Annotated in this window: 18 protein-coding genes; 9 read left to right on the forward strand and 9 right to left on the reverse strand. The window is 65.5% G+C overall.

From position 1 onward, the window contains the following. Positions 1–63 precede the first annotated feature (63 nt). From xylA to G6R19_RS16925, 4 genes are all read left to right on the forward strand, one after another. On the forward strand, positions 64–1,251 hold the full coding sequence (gene xylA, locus G6R19_RS16910; protein ID WP_163167064.1) for a xylose isomerase: 1,188 nt from the start codon (positions 64–66) through the stop codon (positions 1,249–1,251). Between the two features lie 228 nt (positions 1,252–1,479). Next, positions 1,480–2,067, forward strand: coding sequence for a hemerythrin domain-containing protein (locus G6R19_RS16915; protein WP_163167066.1), 588 nt, complete (start codon positions 1,480–1,482; stop codon positions 2,065–2,067). Between the two features lie 103 nt (positions 2,068–2,170). After that, positions 2,171–3,529 carry an Nramp family divalent metal transporter gene (locus G6R19_RS16920; RefSeq protein WP_240341931.1) on the forward strand — a complete coding sequence of 453 codons (1,359 nt, stop codon included), beginning with the start codon at positions 2,171–2,173 and terminating at the stop codon, positions 3,527–3,529. A gap of 318 nt (positions 3,530–3,847) precedes the next feature. Then, positions 3,848–5,131 carry a M20 family metallo-hydrolase gene (locus G6R19_RS16925; protein WP_163167068.1) on the forward strand — a complete coding sequence of 428 codons (1,284 nt, stop codon included), beginning with the start codon at positions 3,848–3,850 and terminating at the stop codon, positions 5,129–5,131. A 66-nt stretch (positions 5,132–5,197) separates the two neighbouring features. On the opposite strand, the gene G6R19_RS16930 is transcribed toward G6R19_RS16925, so the two are convergent. From G6R19_RS16930 to G6R19_RS16940, 3 genes are read right to left on the reverse strand one after another with little or no spacing between them, the layout of a single operon-like run. Then, a complete protein-coding gene (locus tag G6R19_RS16930) occupies positions 5,198–6,463 on the reverse strand; it encodes an ArgE/DapE family deacylase (protein ID WP_163167070.1) in 1,266 nt (421 codons plus the stop codon). Positions 6,464–6,471: 8 nt separating this feature from the next. Next, positions 6,472–7,797, reverse strand: coding sequence for an MFS transporter (locus tag G6R19_RS16935; RefSeq protein WP_163167072.1), 1,326 nt, complete (start codon positions 7,795–7,797; stop codon positions 6,472–6,474). Positions 7,798–7,799: 2 nt separating this feature from the next. Continuing rightward, a complete protein-coding gene (locus G6R19_RS16940) occupies positions 7,800–9,452 on the reverse strand; it encodes an amidohydrolase (RefSeq protein ID WP_240341932.1) in 1,653 nt (550 codons plus the stop codon). Positions 9,453–9,616: 164 nt separating this feature from the next. Here G6R19_RS16940 and G6R19_RS16945 point away from each other — a divergent pair, with 164 nt between their 5' ends. Beyond that, a complete protein-coding gene (locus tag G6R19_RS16945) occupies positions 9,617–10,816 on the forward strand; it encodes a PucR family transcriptional regulator (protein WP_163167076.1) in 1,200 nt (399 codons plus the stop codon). A gap of 2 nt (positions 10,817–10,818) precedes the next feature. On the opposite strand, the gene G6R19_RS16950 is transcribed toward G6R19_RS16945, so the two are convergent. Genes G6R19_RS16950 through G6R19_RS16970 form a run of 5 tightly spaced genes read right to left on the reverse strand, consistent with a single transcriptional unit; the run spans position 10,819 to position 15,499 of the window. Beyond that, positions 10,819–11,925: a (p)ppGpp synthetase gene (locus G6R19_RS16950; protein ID WP_163167078.1), complete on the reverse strand. Its 1,107-nt coding sequence runs from the start codon at positions 11,923–11,925 to the stop codon at positions 10,819–10,821. Positions 11,926–11,974: 49 nt separating this feature from the next. After that, on the reverse strand, positions 11,975–13,021 hold the full coding sequence (locus tag G6R19_RS16955) for a LacI family DNA-binding transcriptional regulator (RefSeq protein WP_163167080.1): 1,047 nt from the start codon (positions 13,019–13,021) through the stop codon (positions 11,975–11,977). 52 nt (positions 13,022–13,073) lie between these two features. After that, complete coding sequence (locus tag G6R19_RS16960; RefSeq protein ID WP_163167082.1) at positions 13,074–13,970, reverse strand: dihydrodipicolinate synthase family protein; 897 nt, start codon at positions 13,968–13,970, stop codon at positions 13,074–13,076. A 4-nt stretch (positions 13,971–13,974) separates the two neighbouring features. Further along, on the reverse strand, positions 13,975–14,868 hold the full coding sequence (locus G6R19_RS16965; RefSeq protein ID WP_163167084.1) for an EamA family transporter: 894 nt from the start codon (positions 14,866–14,868) through the stop codon (positions 13,975–13,977). A 1-nt stretch (position 14,869) separates the two neighbouring features. After that, the gene (locus G6R19_RS16970; RefSeq protein ID WP_163167086.1) at positions 14,870–15,499 is read right to left on the reverse strand and encodes an XRE family transcriptional regulator; all 630 of its coding nucleotides are present in this window, start codon (positions 15,497–15,499) and stop codon (positions 14,870–14,872) included. Between the two features lie 110 nt (positions 15,500–15,609). Between G6R19_RS16970 and G6R19_RS16975 the strand changes: the two genes are divergently transcribed. The 4 genes from G6R19_RS16975 (at position 15,610) to G6R19_RS16990 (ending at position 19,471) form a co-directional block, all read left to right on the forward strand. After that, positions 15,610–15,825: a hypothetical protein gene (locus G6R19_RS16975; protein ID WP_163166947.1), complete on the forward strand. Its 216-nt coding sequence runs from the start codon at positions 15,610–15,612 to the stop codon at positions 15,823–15,825. A gap of 194 nt (positions 15,826–16,019) precedes the next feature. Then, positions 16,020–17,084, forward strand: coding sequence for a nucleoside hydrolase (locus G6R19_RS16980; protein WP_163167089.1), 1,065 nt, complete (start codon positions 16,020–16,022; stop codon positions 17,082–17,084). After that, a complete protein-coding gene (locus G6R19_RS16985) occupies positions 17,085–18,509 on the forward strand; it encodes an MFS transporter (RefSeq protein ID WP_163167091.1) in 1,425 nt (474 codons plus the stop codon). Next, positions 18,506–19,471, forward strand: a complete 966-nt coding sequence (locus G6R19_RS16990) for a ribokinase (protein WP_163167093.1) — start codon at positions 18,506–18,508, stop codon at positions 19,469–19,471. The genes G6R19_RS16985 and G6R19_RS16990 overlap by 4 nt, the downstream gene beginning before the upstream one ends. A 43-nt stretch (positions 19,472–19,514) precedes the next feature. On the opposite strand, the gene G6R19_RS16995 is transcribed toward G6R19_RS16990, so the two are convergent. Beyond that, a complete protein-coding gene (locus G6R19_RS16995; protein WP_163167095.1) occupies positions 19,515–20,750 on the reverse strand; it encodes an aromatic acid/H+ symport family MFS transporter in 1,236 nt (411 codons plus the stop codon). Positions 20,751–20,801: the final 51 nt, after the last annotated feature.

A 20,801-nucleotide genomic window follows, 5' to 3' on the forward strand; every position in this document is an offset into this window, starting at 1 on the left:
TATAGTTCAATTCATAAACTAATTGGCTGTTCCGGCCATACTCTTTGACTGCAAGGACGCATCATGACTCTTTCCCCGACCCCTTCTGACAAGTTCACTTTTGGTCTTTGGACTGTTGGCTGGACCGGTGCTGACCCGTTCGGTGTTGCSACCCGTGCGGCGCTGGATCCGGTGGAGGCGGTGCACCGGCTCGCGGAGCTGGGCGCGTACGGCATTACTTTCCATGACAATGACCTGGTCCCGTTTGAGGCCACGGCCTCGGAGCGGGAGCTGATCCTGAAGAACTTCAAGGCGGCCCTGGCCGAGACCGGGYTGAAGGTCCCGATGGTGACCACCAACCTGTTCAGCCACCCGGTRTTCAAGGACGGCGGGTTCACCTCCAACGACCGTTCCATCCGCCGCTTYGCCCTGTCCAAGGTCCTGCGGAACATCGATTCCGCCGCCGAGTTCGGCGCCGAAACGTTTGTGATGTGGGGCGGGCGTGAGGGCAGCGARTACGACGGGTCCAAGGACCTCTCCGCGGCCCTGGACCGGATGCGTGAGGGCGTGGACACCGYCGCCGCGTACATYAAGGACAAGGGCTACAACCTGCGGATCGCCCTGGAGCCCAAGCCCAACGAACCCCGCGGCGATATYTTCCTGCCCACCGTCGGGCACGGCCTGGCGTTCATCGCCCAGCTCGAACACGGCGACATCGTGGGCCTGAACCCCGAAACCGGGCACGAGCAGATGGCCGGGCTGAACTTCACCCACGGSATCGCCCAGGCCCTGTGGGCCGGCAAGCTGTTCCACATCGACCTCAACGGCCAGCGCGGCATCAAGTACGACCAGGACCTCGTCTTCGGCCACGGCGACCTCACCAGCGCGTTCTTCACCGTGGACCTGCTCGAAAACGGCTTCCCCAACGGCGGCCCCCGCTACGAGGGCCCGCGGCACTTCGACTACAAGCCYTCCCGCACCGACGGCTACGACGGCGTCTGGGAATCGGCCAAAGCCAACATGGCCATGTACCTGCTCCTGAAAGAACGCGCCACCGCGTTCCGCGCCGACCCCCAGGTCCAGGAAGCCCTCGCCGCCTCCGGCGTCTTCGAACTCGGCGAAACCACCCTCACCGCCGGCGAAACCGCCACCGACCTGCTCAACGACACCACCGCGTTCGAAGACTTCGACGCCGACAAAGCAGCCGAACGCTCCTTCGCCTTCGTCCGCCTCAACCAGCTCGCCATCGAACACCTCCTCAACGCACGCTAGGCGGGTCTTTCCGCTGCGTTTGAGCTGTGTTTAGGCTCCGGGCCTGATGCGCGCGACGGCGGTCAGGCCGGCTGGGGTGCCTTGCTGGCCCTGGTTTCATTTTGCTGCGCCTCGTGCACCTGTGCCTGGCGGCCCAGCGGATTTTTCCCTATGGATCGTGTTATTGCCGCATGGTATTTTGACCCTCTTACGTCGCTTACCGGAAGCGATCCAGGAGGAGGCCAGCTCATGAGTGATACCAATTCCGCCGGAACGAACGTGGACGTCGTGGACATCCTGACCAGCGACCACCAGGAGATGATTGCACTGATCGGGCAGATCCACAGCACGCCCGACGCAAGGCAGCGCCGAGATCTCGCGGACACCCTGATTGCGGAAATAATGCGTCATGCCGTTGCCGAGGAGATGTACGTCTACCCCGCCATTGAGGACCACGTACCCAACGGGAAAGAGGAAGTCGAACACGACAAAAAGGAGCACGACGAGATCGTCAAGCTCATGAAGCGGCTGGAAAAGGTGGAGCCGGCCGACCAGAACTTCATGGAACTGGTGCAGGAACTCGAGGCGCAACTGACCCACCACGCCGGCGACGAGGAGACCGAGCAGTTCCCGAAGCTCCGCCTGCACATTCCCCGCGAAAAACTGGTTGATCTGGGGCAAAAAGTAGAGAAAGCGAAAAAGCTGGCACCCACCAGGCCGCATCCAAGCGCACCGCATTCGGAGCTGTTCCATAAGACGGTGGGACCGGGCGTTGGCATGGTGGATCGGCTCCTGGACAAGCTCACTCATCGGCAAACAGGCGCGAAGGACGACTGACAGGCTACTTATGACTTCCGGGGCGGGTTGCCTTGGTGGTGACGCCACTGGCGCATAGGTTGGCAGGAGTTCTTTGTCTACCAGCCCACACCGAGGAGGGGTCATGAGCGACGGCGCCATGGACAGCACCAGCCCAACGAACAGGCCGGCAGCGGCCGCGCAGGAGCAGCTTGCTTCAAAGGCAGGCCACGCCGACCGGATTGATGACGACGGCGGCCGCCCCGCCAAATGGCGCATCATCGGGCCCGGCCTGGTGGTCGCAGCCACCGGCGTGGGCGCTGCTGACATGGTGGCCACTCTGGTGGCGGGTTCCCGGTACGGTTACGGCCTGTTCTGGGCTGTCATCGTTGGCGTGGTCCTGAAGATCATCCTCGTTGAAGGCGCCGGACGCTACACGCTGGCAACCGGAAAGACGATCTTCGAGGGATGGCGTTCCCTCGGCAAGTGGACCACCTGGTACTTCGGGCCCTACATCATGATCTGGGGCTTCGTCTACGGAGCAACTGCCATGTCCTCCGCCGCCCTGCCACTCGCGGCCGTGTTCCCGGTCCTGCCGCTGTGGGCGTGGGCCATCCTGATGGGTCTGGCCGGTTTCGCGATGGTGTGGTGGGGCAAGTACGCCACCTTCGAGAAGATCACTGCCGTGCTGGTGGGCATGATGTTCGTGACCGTAGTGGGCCTGGCCATCATTGCCGCCCCAAACATCCCGGAAATGCTCACCGGCCTGATCCCGATGATTCCCTCGACCGACGGCGGCATCTTCTACACGCTCGCCCTGGCCGGCGGCGTGGGTGGAACCATCACGCTCGCCGCCTATGGATACTGGCTCCGCGAAAAGGGCTGGTACACCCCCAAGTGGATGAAGGTCATGCGGATCGATAACTCCATGGCCTACGTCATGACCGGGATCTTCGTGATCGCCATGCTCATCGTCGGCGCCGAGGTTGTCCGCTCCGCCGGTGTTTCCCTCAGTGCAAGCGATGAAGGGCTGCTGGATCTCTACGATGTCCTGAAAGCGGAGTACGGCGACGTGGTGGGAACGGGGTTCCTCGTCGGTTTCTGGGCCGCTTCCTTCTCCTCCATCATCGGCGTCTGGAATGGCGTTTCGCTGATGTTCGCCGACTTCTGGGGCAATATGCGGGGCAAGGAATCCGGACACCCTGATACCCGGGTGGGCGGCAAATACTTCAAGTTCTACATTCTGTGGCTCACGTTCCCGCCCATGATCCTCTTCGCCCTGGGCCAACCCATCGGCCTGATCCTGCTCTACGGCGCTTTGGGTTCGCTGTTTATGCCGTTCCTGGCGCTGACCCTGCTCGGCCTGCTCAACGGCAGCCGGATTCCCAAGGCCTGGGCCAACAAGCTGCACTCCAACATTGCGCTGGGAGTGTGCGCCCTGCTGTTTGTCGTCCTGGGCATCCGCCAGTTCTGGACTTCCCTTTCACCGCTGTTCGGCGGGTAGGGAAGGCGGAGCAGTGCAAGAGCGTTGCCGGAAAAGGCGCGTCAAGTGAGAGAGCGTTGCCCTCGGAGTGCGTTCCCTGCGCGTCGAAGACCGGTGACGCTACGGACACGGCGGGGAAGCGGCCATTTCCGACGTCGTATACCGGCAACCCAGCAACCGGCTGTTGGAAACCAATCCAGGTGACGTTCCGGAGATCCCCGGCCGATGGGCAGAACCACAATTCAGGCAATTGAATTGGTTGTCCGAAGCCAGTGCTTGCATCACGCTGTCCTGCAACGATTGTTAAACCACCGATCAAGCCACAAAGGACTAGCAATCATGAGCAATGGTGCCGTGCCCCAACCCGATCCCTCCAAGTTCACTGGAACCGACGCCTTGTTCCTGCAAGACTTCGCCACCCTGAACACTTTTGGCGCCACCGCCGGCGGGGGAGTCGAGCGTCAGGCGGGTTCACCTGCAGACGGGGAGCAGCGGGCCTGGCTGTCCGGCATCCTTCGGGACAAGGGGTTCGACGTATCCTTCGACCAGGTCGGCAACCAGTTTGGTTTGCTGGAACTGAATCCCGGTGCACCCTACGTGCTGGTAGGGTCCCACCTCGATTCCCAGCCGACAGCCGGACGCTACGACGGCGCTTACGGTGTCCTCGCCGCCGCCCACGCCGCGTTCCTCCTCGCAGAGGAATGGCATGCAGACGGGATAATTCCCCGGTACAACCTGGCCGTCGTGAATTGGTTTAACGAGGAAGGTTCCCGCTTTAAGCCGTCAATGATGGGCAGCTCCGTCTACACCGGAAAGGCGGCGCCCGAGCACGTCCTCGCTATCACGGACGCGGCAGGCATCAGCGTCCGGGAGGCGCTGGAAGCCACCGCCGCACTCGGCGAGGGCACCGGGCCGAAAGCCGCCTACGCCGCCGAAATCCACATCCAACAGGGGCGAAGCATGGAACGCGATGGCATCACGATCGGCGTTGTCGACTCCAACTGGGCGGCCAATAAGTACCAGTTTGAGGTCCGCGGAGAACAGTCGCACACCGGCTCGACCATCATCGCCGACCGGCACGACGCCCTCCTTGGTGCGTCGATGCTCGTGGTCGCCGCGAGGGAAATTGCAGACCACTTTCCAGATGGCGCCGTCCACACCTCGGTGGGCCAGCTCGACGTTTCTCCCAACTCGCCCGTCGTTGTACCTTCGCTGGTTACCCTGCTCCTTGACCTGAGGTCCGCGGACGAGGAACTGCTTGCCGAGGCCGACCGGATCCTCCATGACCGCATCGGCCAGATCGAAGCGGCGGCCCGGGTGGAGATCAGCAAGACCGGATCCCACTGCTGGCCTGTCACCCCCTACCAGCCGGAAGGAGTGGCGCTCGCTGAGAAGATGGCGGCAGATCGCGGACTAACCTACTCGCGGATCAAAACCCTGGCCGGACACGACTCCACCAACCTGAAGGACGTCGTTCCCACGGTGATGCTGTTTGTCCCGTCAGTTGAGGGCATCTCCCACAACGAGCACGAGTACACCACTGACCAGGACATCGTCAGCGGGCTGCACGTGCTCACCGACGTCGTCCGCAGCCTCTGCCTCGGGGAGCTTGACGCGCGGTAGACATCCACATAAGGAAGAAGGCGCCCGGCCAATGGCCGGGCGCCTTCCGCGCACGGAAAGAAAGGATTACGCTGCCTCGGTCACGCCGCACCAGTCGGCGATGAACAGGGCGATGGTCTTGGTCACCTGACGTACCGACTCGATGTCCACACGCTCATCGAACCCGTGAATCGCCTCAGACACCGGCCCGTAAACCAGCGCCGGGATCCCTGCATACAGGGTGAAGACCCGGCCATCCAGATAACCGGGCGTCGTGAAGCTCTGCAACGCAGAACCGAACACCTCGCGGTGCGCAGAGGCCAGCACCGCCTCGGCGTCCGATCCCTCCTCCAGGACGTAGCCCTCCGAGAAGAAGCCCGTCCGTTCGGCCGACACCGATGCCCCGGCTCCGCTGGTGCGGAGGCACTCCTGGATCTCGTCCCATGCGTCGGAGGCCGAGATCCCCGGATACAGAGCGGCACGAACGTCGAACTCACACCAGGACGGCACGCTTGAGGGCCAGTCGCCCCCGGAAATCATGCCGATATTGACGTTGATCGGGTGGTCAACGTCCTCGAAGTACGGGTGGCTGCCCTTATCGGCGTTCCACGTGGCTTCGAGTTCCCGCAATGCACCCATGACGGTGTAAGCGGCGTCGATGGCGTTGAAGCCCGACGCCATTTCCCGCACATGGGTTGGTTTGCCGGAAACACGCACGCGGAACCAGATCACCCCCACGTTTGCCCGCACCAGCATGTTCTCTTCCGGCTCCGGGATGATGACGGCATCCGCCGTGTAGCCGCGCTGGAGCGCAGCCAGCGACCCGTTGCCCGTGCACTCCTCCTCCACGACAGACTGAATGTGGATGGTTGATGCCGGAGCCAGCCCGGCGGCCCGGATGGCGTCGAACGCGAAGAGGTTGGCGGCGAGCCCGGCCTTCATATCGCCGGCGCCGCGTCCATACATCCAGCCGTCCTTCACCGCGGCATCCCAGGGGCTGCGTTCCCACGTCTCCTCGGGGCCGGTGGGAACCACGTCGATGTGCCCGTTCAGGATCAATGACCGGCCCTTTTCCGCCAGGGGAGTGTAGGTGCCCACCACGTTGGTGAGGTCCTCGAAGGGCACCGTGCTGGGACCGTAGCCAACATGCGAAGCGAGGGCTTCGCCGTCGAGCGTCCAGCGGTCCATGGACAGCCCGCGGGATTCAAGCTCAGCGAACATGAGGTCCTGGGCGCTGGCCTCCGCTGCCCTCAGCGAGGGATGCCGGATCAGTTCCGCGGTGAATTCAAGCTGGCGGTCAAAAGCTGCATCCACGGCGTCGGTGATCCGGCGCGCTGTTTCCGGGTTCAGCATGGCACTCCCTACCGTACGATCGCTTTGTCCTTGACGCGGAGGCGCTCGCCGAAGAATCCGCCGGCAGCAGTAATCAGCGATACGACAATCAGCAGCAGGGAAGCCGTCCAGGACGCTCCACCCGAAACGCCGAGCAGGGCGACGGCGATCAGCGGCAGGAATCCGCTCAAGGCACCGGCCAGGTTATAGCCCAAAGCGACACCGCTGTAGCGGAGCTGGGGCGGGAACATCTCGGTCAGCAGGGCTCCTGTGACCGAGTAGGCCACGGAAAGCAGAGCAATGCCGAGAGTAACGGCGAGGACGACGGCGAACGGGTTGCGGGAATCGATCATCCAGAAGAGCGGGAATGCTGCGGCTGCAGTCACCAGGCCGCCGATAAAGGTCATCCGTCCCGGTCCGACTTTCTCACTGATACGGCCAATGACCAGGATGACTCCGATCTGCACGACGGCGGCAATCAGGGTTGCGTTGACCATGAGTCCGCGCTCCAAACCAAGGTTCGCGGTGCCGTAGCTGATGACGAAGGTGGTCATGATGTAGAACCCGCCCACGCCGAGGAAAGCGGCAGCGATCGCAACGATCAAGCGGCCCCAGGCCTGGCGGAACACATCTAGCGCCGGAATCTTCGCGCGTTCCTCCAGCTTGACCAGTTCCCGGAAAATCGGTGATTCCTCGACCTTCAACCGGATGTACAGGGCAACCAGCAGCAGCGGGAACGCTGCCAGGAACGGCAGGCGCCAGCCCCAGGAATCAAACGTCTCGGACGGCATCAGCAGTACCAGTGCAAAGGCTCCGGAGGACATCAGCGTACCGACCGGCGAGCCGACCTGCACCAGCGCGGCATACCGCCCGCGCTTCTCGATCGGGGCGTGTTCGATCGCGATGGTCATGGCGCCGCCCCATTCACCCCCGACTGCAAGGCCCTGCACCAGGCGCAGGATGGCAAGCATGATGGGGGCTGCGAGGCCGATGGTGCCGAAATCGGGCAGGACGCCGATAAGGCCAGTAGCCACGCCAATCGCGACAATGGTGATCAGCAGCGCCGGGCGGCGGCCCATACGGTCACCGATGTAGCCGAACAAAACTGCGCCAAGCGGCCGGGCAGCGAAGCCGACGCCGAACGTGGCGAACGCTGCCAGCGTTGCGGCCGTAGGGTCCAGCGACGTGAAGAACAACCGGTTGAAGACAATGGCTGCAGCGGTGCCGAAGAGGAAGTAGTCGTACCATTCGAGGGCAGTGCCGACGAAGGCCGCGCGGGCGATTTTGCCCGCATCGGCTCCGCTGACAGCTGGTACGGCAGCTTCGTCTCCCTGTGTTGTGTCATGTGGTTGCATGATCAGCCTTTCTGCCTCTCAAGGTGGGACGGGGATTGCACGGTGGTGTGATGGGTGGCCAGAAGCTCATTCAGGTAGTCCTGGCCGAAGACGCAGCTGCCCTCAAGCACGGTGGCCAACACGGTGATTTCGCCGATCTCGTCAGGCGGCACCTCTGCCGGGTGGGCTGAGAGGACGACGAAGTCGGCAAGTTTGCCGGATTCCAGCGTGCCCCGCCGGTCCTCCTCGCCAGCCGTCCAGGCGGCGTCGACCGTGTACGCCCGGAGGGCCGTCTCGGCATCCACGCGTTCCTGGGGGCCCAGCGTTGTTCCGCCGGAGGTACGGCGGGTCACCATTGACTGCATACCGAGCAGGGGCGCCCCGGACGCCACCGGGCGGTCGGAGCTGCCGGGAACCCGGACCCCGAGGTCGAGGAAGGACTTGTGGCGGTACACCCATGGTTCCCGCTCGGTACCGACGGCTGCCGCCATGGTATCGCCGACCTCAAACAGGAAGTGCGGCTGCGGAACCGGCGTGATCCGCAGGGACGCGAACCGGGAAAGCTGGTCAGGGCGCACCATGCCGGCGTGCTCGATGCGATGCCGTGCGTCAGGTCGTGGCAGCTTTTGCTGCGCGGCAGCGAAGGCGTCCAAGGCGAGGTCGACGGCGGCGTCTCCGATTGCGTGCGCGGCGACGTTCCAGCCCGAACAGTGGGCGTCCACGATGCGTTGTGTCAGCTCCTCGAGGGAGAGCTGAAAGCTGCCGGTTCCGTGGCCGTGATCGCAGAAGGGCTCAGTCACGGCAGCAGTGCGGCCGATCAGGGAGCCATCAATGAAGATTTTCATGGCACCGAGCCGCACGTGGTCGTCGCCAAATCCCGAGGCGATGCCAAGGTCCAGGCCAAAGGTGATCCCGTCTGCGGAATTGGACTGTAGCGGGTGCAGCGCGTCGCTGGCGGCCATCAGCTGGACGCGGGTCTTCAGCACACCGCGCCGCCGGGCTTCCACATAGGCGGCGAGTTCGACGGGCGAGCGGCCGATCCAGCCGGAACCAATGCCTGCCTCCACCACGTGCGTCAGGCCTTCGGACGCGTACACCGCACTCGCCGCGCCGATGGCGTCCGTAAGATCCGTTACAGGGTAGGGGACCACCAGTGCGGTGACGAGCTTTTGGGCCTGTTCCTCGAGCAGCCCGGTCGGTCCATCGGCATCCCGGACGATCTTGCCGCCCTCAGGCGCGGCCACTGATCCATCCACAATGCCAGTGCGTTCAAGCACCTCGGTGTTTACGGCACACATATGCCCGGAGCGGTGCTTGAGCCAAACCGGACGGCCGGCCGCCGACTGATCGAGGCCGGTGCGGTGTGGGTGGCCGCCCATCACGGTGTCGTCGTAGCCGGATCCAACTACCCACGCGTCTTCGGGAAGGTCGAGCGCGAACCGGGTAACGGCGTCGTACACTTCGTCAAGGGTCCGGCACCCCGACAGATCCAGCTCAGCAAGGGACTGTCCAAACCACGCCATGTGATTGTGGGAATCGCCAAATCCGGGGACGACGACGGCACTGGCGCAGTCGAGCGTGCGCTTTGCGGGGAGGTGAAGGATGTCGTGGTCGAACCCGACAATCCGCCCATGCAGCACTCCCATTGCGCGGGCCGTGGGAGCGGCATCAGCCATTGTATAAATGCTGGCGTTGACAAGTTTCAGATCAAGCATGTCGTCGAGCACGTCTTTCTTGGCTAGAGGGCGCAGCCGCACAGAACCGGTTCATTCAATGGTGGTCCGGATCACTCGCGTAAACAATGGATGAACACAGTGCAGTCCGGTCCTAGAATGGGCATATGCCCAGCGAAGCCTCCGCGGACGCCCTTCCTGCGCCCCGTGGGCCGGCCGCACGGTCGGTGGTGTCGGAAGTCGTGGCAGACTGCCTGACTGACATCGACCGGATCGCGCACGAGTACCTGCTTGAGGTGCGGAAAATAGACGATTACGCGGGCTCGCTGGTGGTCGACCAGGACCTGGAGGAGACAGCGGTCGCGTCGATGGAACTATTGCTGCGGCTGGTTGGCAATCTTCCAATCCCCAGCCGGCTTGCCGGGATCTCCGAAGCGCTTGGTCACCGCCGCGCCCAGCAGGGCCTGCCGCTCGAGTCCCTCCTGCGTGCGGTACGGATGGACTTCCGGGTGCTCTGGACCGCGATGCTGGAGAAGGTTCCTGCTGAGTTTTTGCCAAACTTCACCAAGGACGCGGTACGTGTCTGGGAAGCAGTCGAATACCACACCATCCGCGTGCATGCGGGTTACCTCAACGAACTAGCCACCATGGCACAGGAAAAGGAGACGCGGCGTGCGTTTCTCCTGTCGCGGCTCCTCACCTCGGACGGAAAGGATCCGCACTTGCTGGGCCAGGCCGCCCGTGCACTCGGGGTGAAGGCGGAGAGCAACTTCATCGTTGCTGTTGCGGCGGGACATGCGCAAGAGGCATTCCGGGCCGGAGTCCTGCGCGCCGGCGCCGAGCAGTTCCTGCACGAGCGCGACGGAGCGCTGATCCTCATTCTTGAGGACGTTCCCGCGCGGACGGGACGGCAACCGGAGGGAACACGTCCCTGGCTCGCCCCGCTGGACTGCTTTGTGGCCCCTCCCGCCCAGTCATTGGCTGAGGTGCCCCGGATGCTTCGAATCGCGGTGGAATCCTTACCGGTCGTGACGTCAGACCGGCCGGGCCGGCATACACTGCGGGATGCCTGGGGGCCTGTTGCCGCCACTCGGCTCGGAGAATACGGAACCGTCCTGGCGGACGCCGTGCTGGGGCCGCTCGCCGTCATTAGCGCACATGAGAGGGACCGGCTCACCGAGACGATCCAGGCGTACCTTCACTCCGGGTCAGTGTCCGAAACTGCCGCTGAGCTGTACTGCCATCGGAACACGGTACTGAACCGGCTTGCCCGCTTCGAGCAGCTCACCGGCTTCGACCCCGCCAATCCCCAGGACGCCGCTACGGTTATTGCTGCTCTACACGTCCGCTTCCCGCTTGGGGAGTAGCCCTACGCCTTCGTCAGCCGGTACCGCTCGATCTGTTTGAGCCGCCGCAGGAGGCTGTCGCGCCGCGGGTGCGGGACGGCGTCGGCAGCTTCGGCGGTGAGGTCAATGTGTTTGGTGCCGTACTGCCACAGCAGCAGGTCATCGAGCAGCCGGTCCGGACCGGGGGAGTAGCGGTGGTCCAGGGCCTTGCGGACTTCGGTGATGCGGTTGGCGCTCAGCAGCCCGGCGAGCTGCATGGTCTGGTTAAGTCCGTGTGCGGCGAGGAGCTCCGCGGCCCAGCCCCAGTCGTCATCCACCTTGCGGTCCACGTGCGGGAGCAGGGTGCGCCACACGTCGCGGATCCGGTTGGGTGTCAGCGGCGCCGCGCCCTCGCCCTCGGTGTCCCAGAAGCTGCGCACTTCCTCGTACCGTTCGTGCAGGTCCGCGAAGGCCGTTTCCACCGTTTCCAGCATCGCCGCGGTGGCGGTGAACTGCCTGTCGAAGTGCGGGGTCCAGGCGCGCGGGTCCTCGGCCTTGAACCGGATGTCGTGCTCGATCTCACTCCAGGCATGCGCAAAAATCGTGCGGATCTGGCATTCAAAGAAGTAGCTGCCGTTGGGCTGGGCATCCGGGTTGAAGACCTGCTGGTACTCTTTGACGGCCTCGTTCTGGATGGTCCGCAGGATCAGGTGCCGGCTGGAATAGCCGTAGGTGCCGGACTCGATGGAGCCGATGTCCTTCTCCCGGTCCCCACGGCAGTCGAACAGCTGCCGCTGCCGCTTGATGATGTTGGCCACGGCGGCATTCTCGGCCGGCAGCTTGGTGATCACCCTGATGCCTACCATGTCATTCAGCGTCCGGAACGGGTCCGGGAACTTCAGCACCGGCGGGCCGCCCGGCTCCAGCGGCTCCTCGATCCGGGAGATCTTCTCCTTGAACGATTCCACCGTTTTGGTGCGCCCGGTGACGAACAGCGGGGTGACCTCGCTGTCCTTCAGCATGTCCCGCATCAGCAGCAGGACATCCCGCGTTACCAGTTTCAGGGCAGGCCGGACGCGCTCATAGATCTCCACGTTCTGCTGTACAGATTCGCGCAGGCTAGGGTCCAGGCTGTCCCAGTTACTCGGCATAGTCCCAGCTTACGGCCGGGCACAGACAGAACGACGGCGGCTGGAACCGTCAGCGTTCCGCGGCAACAGTGGATCCGCGCACCACGAGCGAACTCTCCAGCGTGGCCCCGGTCTGCTCCAGCGCCTTCCCCTCCATCAGGCGGCGCAGCTGCTCCCCGGCCTTCAGGCCCAGCGAAGTGGCGGGCAGATGGACGCTGGTGAGGCCGGGATTGCTCGTGGCCGAATAGGGGAGGTCATCAAAGCCGGCCACCGCCAGCTCCTCGGGTATCCGCACCCCTGCCACGCGCGCCTCCTGCAGCACGCCGTAGGCGTGGGTATCGGTACCGCAGACGACGGCGGTCACCCCCTCGCGCTGCCACCCCGGCCAGGCGGAGGCGAACGCGGCGGCCGCCGTGCCGACGTCGATGGTGGTGCTGATGATGCGGTCCGGCCCAACGCTGATGCCGCGGGCGGCCGCCTCCTCCAGGAAGGCTTTCCGCCGCAGGGCGAAGGTTTCCGTGCCGGTGACGCTGTCCACGTACGCCGCCTCCTTGTGCCCGGCGTCCGCAAGGTGCGCCGCGAGTTCCCGCGCTCCGCTGGCCACGTCCAGGTTCACCGACGGCGCGTACGCCTCCAGCCCGGGAGCGTCCAGCAGGACAAGCGGCGACGGCGACGCGAGGTCTTCGAGGAAGCCGGCGCTGGGCGCATCCACCAGCAGCCCGGCCGGACGCAGGGACATCAGCCGCCGGACGTCGTCGGCCTGAGGGAACTCGCCCGCCTCGGTGACCGACAACAGCAGCTGGTACTGCGAACCCAGGGACTCCCGCACGCCGGCGATCACCTTGGCGAAGAACGGGTTGGAGATGTCCGGCGCCACCAGGATCACGATCGAGCTCACGCCTTTGGCGAGGGAACTGCCGATGCCGTCCACCACGTAGCCGAGTTCAGCGATGGCCTCGCGGACCCTGGAAACGTTGTCCTCGGAAACACGGCCGGCAGTCTTGCCGTTGGCCACCAGCGAGACGGTGGCGGTGGAGACGCCGGCACGGGCAGCGACCATCGCCGCCGTGATCCGCCGCGAACGCGCGGGCTGGTGCGACTGTTCCGCGAATTCCATACTTTGATCGTAGTAGGCGATGGGCCAGCTTCAGGTCAGCCGGGGGACAGCACTACCCGTCGAGGCCCAGTTCCTTGATGACCCCTGCCACCCGGCGGCGTTGGTCCCCGCTCAGCCCCTGGATCGGCAGGGGCAGGCAGGCCTCCGGCGCCAGTCCAAGCTGCTCCGCGACGGCGGCGACCACCCTGATGCTCCCGCCAAATTCGGCAAACAGGTTCCACAGCGGCGCAAGCCGCCCGGACTCGGCCAAGGCGTCGGCGAACCGGCCCTCCTGTGCCGCCCTGGTGAGTCCCACAGCAAGGCCGGGCAAAATGCCGCCGATGACGGAGTACCAGGCATCGCACCCGGCCGCCAGCCCGGCGGCGGCGTGTGCATCACCGGAGACGCCGATGGTCACGGATGCCGGGACAACAGCACGGATCTCCTGGAGCCGGGCCGCTGCATGCTTCGGGGCGCCCGGTAAACCCGGCATCTTGATGGACGCGATCCGCGGCAGCGCGGCAATCCGCCCGTAGAGCTCGGTGCTGAACGTGAAGTGGGTGGTCCCCGGGTTGTCGTATACGACGACGGGCAGCGATGTGTGCGCCGTGACCGTCCGGAAGAGTTCAAACACGTCGTCTTCTGTCAGCGGTTGATACGTCATCGGCGCAAGCAGCAGGCCGGAAGCGCCGGCCCGCTCGGCGTTCTCCGCGTTGGCGAGCACCTGCGACGTCCGCAGCGCCCCGATCCCCACAATCACCGGGGTGGAACCGGCATGCTCCACCGCCAGCCGGGCAACACGGCTCCGCTCCTCCCCGCTCAGGTACGCGTAGGAACCGGTGGAACCGAGCGCCGTGATGGAATCAACGCCGTCCTCCCTCAGCCGTTCCACCAGGCGGACGAACGAAGCCTCGTCCACGGCATCATGTGCCAGCGGGGTGAGGGGAAAGGCGCTCAAGCCAGTGAACATCGGCTCAACCTACAAAGTCGAGGTCGGCGGGGCTGGCTGCCTGTTTTTTGGACGAACGGCGGCTGCCACCGCGCTGCGCCGCGGCGCCGGCCAGGACCACCAGCAGGATTCCCGCCACTTGGATGGCGGAGGGCTGCTGGTGCAGGATGAGCAGTCCGAGGAGGACGCCGACGGCGGGTTCGAGGGCCATCAGCGTTCCAAACGCCGTGGGTGTCATCCTGCGCAGGGCCAGCATTTCCAGCGCGAACGGCAGCACGGGCAACAGAATGGCCAGCCCGGCGGCGGCAGCAAGGATGTCAAGGCTGAGGTGGCCTGCGGCCTGCGGGATTCCGACGACGGCGGCCGTCACCGCGGCGATGGGCACCGTGAGGGTGAGCGCGCCGATGCCGGTAAACCGGTCGCCGATCCGCTGGGTGAGGAGGATGTAAAAGCCCCAGGCGACGGCTGCCAGCGCGGCGAACGCGACACCGGTCAGGTTGAAGTCGCCCTGCCAGGGCTGGGTCAGCAGGACCACGCCCACCAGCGCCAGCGCAGGCCAGGCGAGGGCCTTCCGGTTGTGGCTGCGGATGGCGGCCACCGTCAGCGGGCCCAGAAACTCAATGGCGACGGCGGTCCCGAGCGGGATGTGCTCCACCGCGGCGAGGAACCCGATGGTCATCACGCCGGTGGTGATCCCGAGGCCGAGCAGCGGCAGCACGTCCGGACGCCGGATGGAGCGCAGCGGCGGGCGGCCAATCGCGAGCAGGATGATCGCTCCCATGCTCAGGCGCAGCCAGGCGGTGCCGGCCGGGCCCACGTCCTCGATCAGGCCTACGGAGAGGGCTGAGCCCAGCTGGACCGAGAGGATTGCGGTGACGGCCAGCCCCCACGGCGGTACCGGAACGTTTCGCTTGAGCATGTCAGTTTCCTTCGGTGGTTGTTGGGGCCGTGGCGTTAACCTCCGGGCGGTGCCCCGAGCCAACGCCCGGTTCGAAGACCGCCAGCGAGAACGTGGCCGGTTCGTTGGCCGGGTTGGCATAAGAGTGCCCGACGTCGCCAGGGAAGGAGACTGCGTCACCGGCCTCGAGGACGAAGGTTTCGCTGGCAACCACAACCGTGACGGATCCCCGGCGGACCTGGAGCAGTTCCTTGGTGCCGGCTGCGTGGGCTTCGCTCTCGTGCCGGTCACCGGGCGTTAGGGTCCAGTCCCACAGCTCAACCACGTCGGGGGACTCGGTCCCGGCCACCAGCACACCGCGGCCACCGGAGGCAGAACTCCAGAGGGCTGCGCCGTCGCCGCTCCGGGTGACCGTCACGGGCCTGGGCTGCGGTGAGTCCACCAGGGCCGGCAGTCCGATGCCCAGGGCGTCACTGATTCGAAGCAGGGTCCCCACGCTGGGATTCGCAGCGCCCTGTTCGACGTTGACCACCATGCGGCGGCTCACTCCCGCGGCTTCTGCCAGCTGGTCCAGGGTCCAGCCCCGCGACTGGCGTTCCTGCCGGACCCGGCTGCCGATCGCCGCCGCCAGGGCTGATGTGCTTTTATCCATTAGTGCATCATACTGCACCTTTAGTGCACTCACCGAACGCGCGGCGAGGAGGGGGAGTGTGGGTTGACGGAGCCCTTCCTTAGGGGGACGCCAGGTGGGACGATGCCCTTATGAGCGATATAAGCGGAGGGGGCACGCGCGATCTTGGTCCCCACCAGCATGCGCACGCGGCACCCAGTACCCAGCAGATGAGGACCGTCGGGCAGCGCCGGCGGGACGCCGAGGAGAAGTTGGAACACCACCTTCAGGAAGCACGCCAAAAGCACGAACATCACGCCGTTGAGGGCGACCCGGAGGTGGGGCTGGCCGGCACTGTCCAGCCGTAGGACGCCGTTCCGGGAAGCGGACCGAAAGGAGAGCCGGCAGTCCAATGGACTGCGGGCGTCAAACGCTTGACCTGCAGCTACGTCAAGCGTTTGACGTGATGCTGCTAACGGTGCCATGATCTCTCCTGAACGCTTTCGCTCCCCGCGCTGCGGCTAATACCCCCGGCGCGGGCCCCAATGACGTGGAGATCATCGTGGAACCCACCGCCCAGTCCTTCAGAGGGCAATCCCCAAGCCGCAAGAAAATCATTCTCGACTGCGACCCCGGGCATGACGACGCTGTGGCGTTGCTGCTCGCGCACGGCAACCCGGACATCGAACTGCTGGCCGTCACCACGGTGGTGGGAAACCAGACCCTCGAAAAGGTCACCCGCAACGCGCTGGCCGTCGGCACCATCGCCGGCATCACCGGCGTTCCCTTCGCCGCCGGCTGCGGGCGGCCCCTCGTCCGCAGCATCGAAACCGCCCCGGACATCCACGGCGACAGCGGCATGGACGGCCCCGCCCTCCCCGAGTCCACCATCGAGCTGGACCCGCGGCACGCCGTCGACCTCATCATCGAAACCGTGATGGCCCACGAACCGGGCACCGTCACCCTGGTGCCCACCGCCGGCCTGACCAACATCGCCATGGCTGCACGCAAGGAACCGCGCATTGTTGAACGGGTGAAGGAAGTTGTCCTGATGGGCGGCGGCTACCACGTGGGCAACTGGAGTGCCGTGGCCGAATTCAACATCATCATCGATCCCGAAGCCGCCCATATCGTCTTCAATGAAAAGTGGCCGGTGGTCATGGTGGGCCTTGACCTGACGCACCAGGCGCTCGCCACCCCGGAGGTGGTGGAAAAGATCGCGGCAATCGGCACGAAGCCGGCGAAGTTCGTCACGGAACTGATGGACTTCTTCGCCCATACCTACAAGGACGCCCAGGGCTTCGACTCCCCGCCGGTCCATGATCCCTGCGCCGTTGCCTATGTCATTGACCCCACCATCGTCAGCACCCGCAAGGTGCCGGTAAACATCGAGCTGCAGGGAACCCTGACGCTCGGCATGACGGTGGCGGACTTCCGTGCCCCGGCGCCTGCCGACTGCCACACCAGCGTCGCAGTCGACCTCGACCACGAGAGGTTCTGGAACCTCGTCACCGACGCACTGGTCGCCATCGGTGAGCCCCTCGGCGGTGAGGGCGGCAGCACCGCCAACGCGGCCGACGCCGAACGCCGGGTACCTGCCCACCTCACCGCGGGAGGCGTCAAGTAAATGACTGCCACCATTTTCGAAACCAAGGCAACCCGCGGCAACGTCACGGCACTGATGGTCGCCCTGCTGGCGGCCTGCGTGGCCTTCCAGCTCAACGCTTCCATGCTCAGCCCGGCCCTGGTGACCATGGGCGAGGAGCTCAACACGGACCAGGCCGTTATTGGCCTCTCGCAGACATGGTTCTTTACCGCGGCCGCGCTGTTCTCCCTGTTCCTGCCCCGCCTGAGCGACATTGTGGGCCGCAAGAAGATCCTGGTGGGCATGATGCTGCTCATGGCCGTCGGATCGGTCATCGCAGCCCTCGCCCCGGACGTCACCTGGCTCTTTGTGGGCCGCATCATCCAGGGAGTCAGCGGCCCCACCGTGCCGCTGTGCCTGATCATGCTGCGCTCCGCGGTGAGCAACCCCCGCAAGTACGGGACGCTGATGGGCCTTATTACGGCCGTCAACGGCGGCGTGGCCGGCGTCGACTCCTTTGTAGGCGGCTACTTCGCCGAGCACTTCGGCTTCCGCAGCATCTTCTGGCTCATGGTGGTGCTGGCACTGGTGGCCACCGCACTGATCGCCTGCCTGGCCGGCGAAAGCAAGCCGGCCGCCGGCACGCGGATGGACTGGCTTGGCGTGTTCTTCATCGTTGTTGCCGTGGGTGCGCTGCTGACTGCCCTGAACGAAGGCGCCAAGCTGGTGGGCGCCTTCTCGTCCGGCACCCTGATGCTGAGCCTGGCGCTGGTACTGGTGTCCGCCGTCGCCTTCTATGCCTTCTGGACCGTGGAGAAGCGGGCGAAGCAGCCGATGGTGGAAACCGTGCACCTGCGCCAGCGCTCCACCTGGGCGCCGCTGCTGACCACCACCCTGACCATGACCGGCATCTTCGCCGTCATCAACGGAATCGTCCCCGCCTACGTCCAGGCGGCCGACGGCTTCGGCATCGGGCCCACCGAAATGTCGCTGATCATCCTCACCCCGTACGCCCTGCTGGGGTGGATTGTGGGGCCGCTGAGCGGGAAGCTCGCCCCCGTGCTGGGCTACACCAAGGTGCTGCGCCTCGGCCTCCTCGGCAGCATCGCGGCGCTGGCCATCATGGCGTTCCTTGGCCTGGGCAGCCTGCCCCTGATGATCGCCGGCACGGTCTTGCTGGGCATCATGTACGCCGGTACGGTCAACATCATGCTCAACGGACTCGGCGTTGTTCTCTCGCCCGCGGGGAACCCCGGCTTCCTGCCCGGCATGAACGCCGGCGCCTTCAACCTCGGCGCCGGCCTCAGCTTCCTGGTGCTCCCCGCCGTCCTGGTGGCCACCTCCGCCCTGGGTGACGCCAGGGCCTCCTACCTCACGGTGATCGTGGTGGGCCTGGCCCTCACTGTGGCAGCCTTCGCTGCCTCGCTGCTGATCCCCAAGCCGGTTGAAGCCGAGGTTGCCGAATGAACGCAGCTGCCGAAAAGACCGGCCGGATCGTCGTTGTTGGCTCCCTGAACGCGGACCTGACCATCTACTGCGAACGCCTCCCGCTCCCGGGTGAGACCGTTCATGGCAACGGGTTCGCCGTGAACCCGGGCGGCAAGAGCGCCAACCAGGCGGTCGCCGCGAGCCGGCTGGGCGGAAACGTCAGCCTTGTCGGCGCGGTGGGGGAGGACCCCAACGGCGACATGCTGCTCTCCTCCGCGGCCGGCTCGGGGGTCGACGTCGGGCATGTCCGGGCGTCGCATGAGCCCACGGGTGTCGCGGTCATCGCCGTGGACGCCAGCGGCGAGAACAACATCATCATCTCCGCCGGTGCCAACGGCACGCTCTCGCCGGCGGACGTGGCGGAGGCCTCGGACGTTCTGGACGACGCCGCCGTCGTCTCCCTCTGCCTGGAAGTCGGCATGGAGACAGTGCTGGCAGCGGCGCAGGCAGGGCACGACGCCGGCGCAACAGTTCTGCTGAACCTCTCGCCGTACGGTGAGGTTCCGGAGCCGCTGACTGCCCTCACCGATGTCCTGCTGGTCAACGCTCACGAGGCCGCGCTGTTCCTGGGCGACGGCGCCGCCGTTCCCGGCCCGGAGGCGGCGGGCGAGGAATGGGACAAGGTTCGGATGCGGTTTGTGGAGCGGGGGATCCGGCAGGTCCTGGTGACGCTCGGTTCGCAGGGTTCGGTGGTGCTGGATTCGCTGGCCGCCGAGGGCCGGCAGGTGGACCGGATTGCGCCCACGAAGGTGAAAGCCGTGGACACCACCGGGGCGGGGGATGCCTTCACTGGGGCCGTTGCAGTCCGGCTCGCCGCCGGCGATGCCCTCGCCGACGCCGCTGCCTTTGCCTCGCTGGCTGCTGCCCTGGCCACCACCCGGAAGGGAACGCAGGCTGCGTACCCGGAGGCGGCTGACGTGGCGCGGCTGCTCGGGAGATAGCCGCCCTCGGGTGGGGCCTTGAGGAAGGCCCCACCCGGTCGGATCAACTGCGGGACAGGTCTTTGCTGAGCCCTGCGTTGGTGCCAGCGGCAGCCATGGCGTGCGGGACCGCCAGGAGGGCAACCACGGCCAGGGCACCCGCTGCTGCGAAGACGTAGAAACCCCACGGGTAGGCGATGCCGGCGGCCACTAGGCCGCCTGTCACAGCAGGTCCTGCGATGGCGCCGACGCGGCCCACGCCGGCAGCGAAGCCGAGTGCCGTTGCGCGCAGGCGGGCCGGGAACAACTGGCTGACCCAGGCGTAAACGAGGACCTGTGAACTGAAGACAAACACTCCCGTGACGAAGACGAGGGCGTTCAGCAGGACCGCGTTGTCCACCTTGATGCTCAAGAGGCCAAGGCACACCGCCGAAAGGCCAAACCACAGCAACACAACGGGTTTGGTTCCGTGCTTGTCAGCCAGGACGCCGGCGATGATGAGTCCGGCAACAGCGCCGAGGTTCAAGACAAGGAGCAGGGAAAGCCCTGCGCTGACCGGGTATCCGGCGGAAGCCATCAGCTGCGGAAGCCAGGTGTTCAGGCCATATACCAGCAGCAGTCCCATGAATGACGCTGCACCGATCGCCGCGGCAATCAGGGGGTAGGGCTTCTTCACCAGGTTCCGGAACCCGGTCTGCTCCTCTGTCCGGGCAGCCCGGGCGGCGGGCAGGGTCTCGGGCAGCTTGAACCACAGGAACGGCAGGAGGACCAAGCCGGAAACGCCGCCCACCACGAACATGATGCGCCAGTCAGGAATGACGATCATCGCCAGGAACGCTGTGGCCACCGCACCGACGTGGTACCCGGTCATGGTGCGGGTGGTTGACTTACCGGCGGAACCTGCAGGGGCATAGTCGTTCATGTAGGCAAGGGCGGCCGGCAGGCATGCCCCAAGCCCGGCCCCGGCCAAAAGCCGGAGAGCCCCAAAAACGGCAACATTGGGCGCCCACACCACAGCGAGGGTAAGCAGCGAGAACCAGAGCACGCACGCAACCAGCAGGTTCCGGCGCCCGAAGCGGTCCGAGAGCGGGGCGATAAAGAGCGCTCCCAAGCCCACGCCCACGAGGGATATCGTGGCGACGAAAGTAGCGCCCACCGCGTCAAAGCCAAGCTCGCCGGTCTTGATCAAGGTGGGAATGACGGTGCCGAGCACCACGAGGTCAAAGCCGTCCAGGACCATGGCCAGCCAGCAGAGCCACACCGGCCAGCGGGACGGGCGGGCGGAAGGGGAAGTTGTCATGGAATCCTCATTGATTTGGGAAAAGGGAAGCGCGATCGAACGAGAGTTCTG

It is taken from the genome of Arthrobacter sp. Alg241-R88 (assembly GCF_900537115.1).
Classification (GTDB): domain Bacteria; phylum Actinomycetota; class Actinomycetes; order Actinomycetales; family Micrococcaceae; genus Arthrobacter.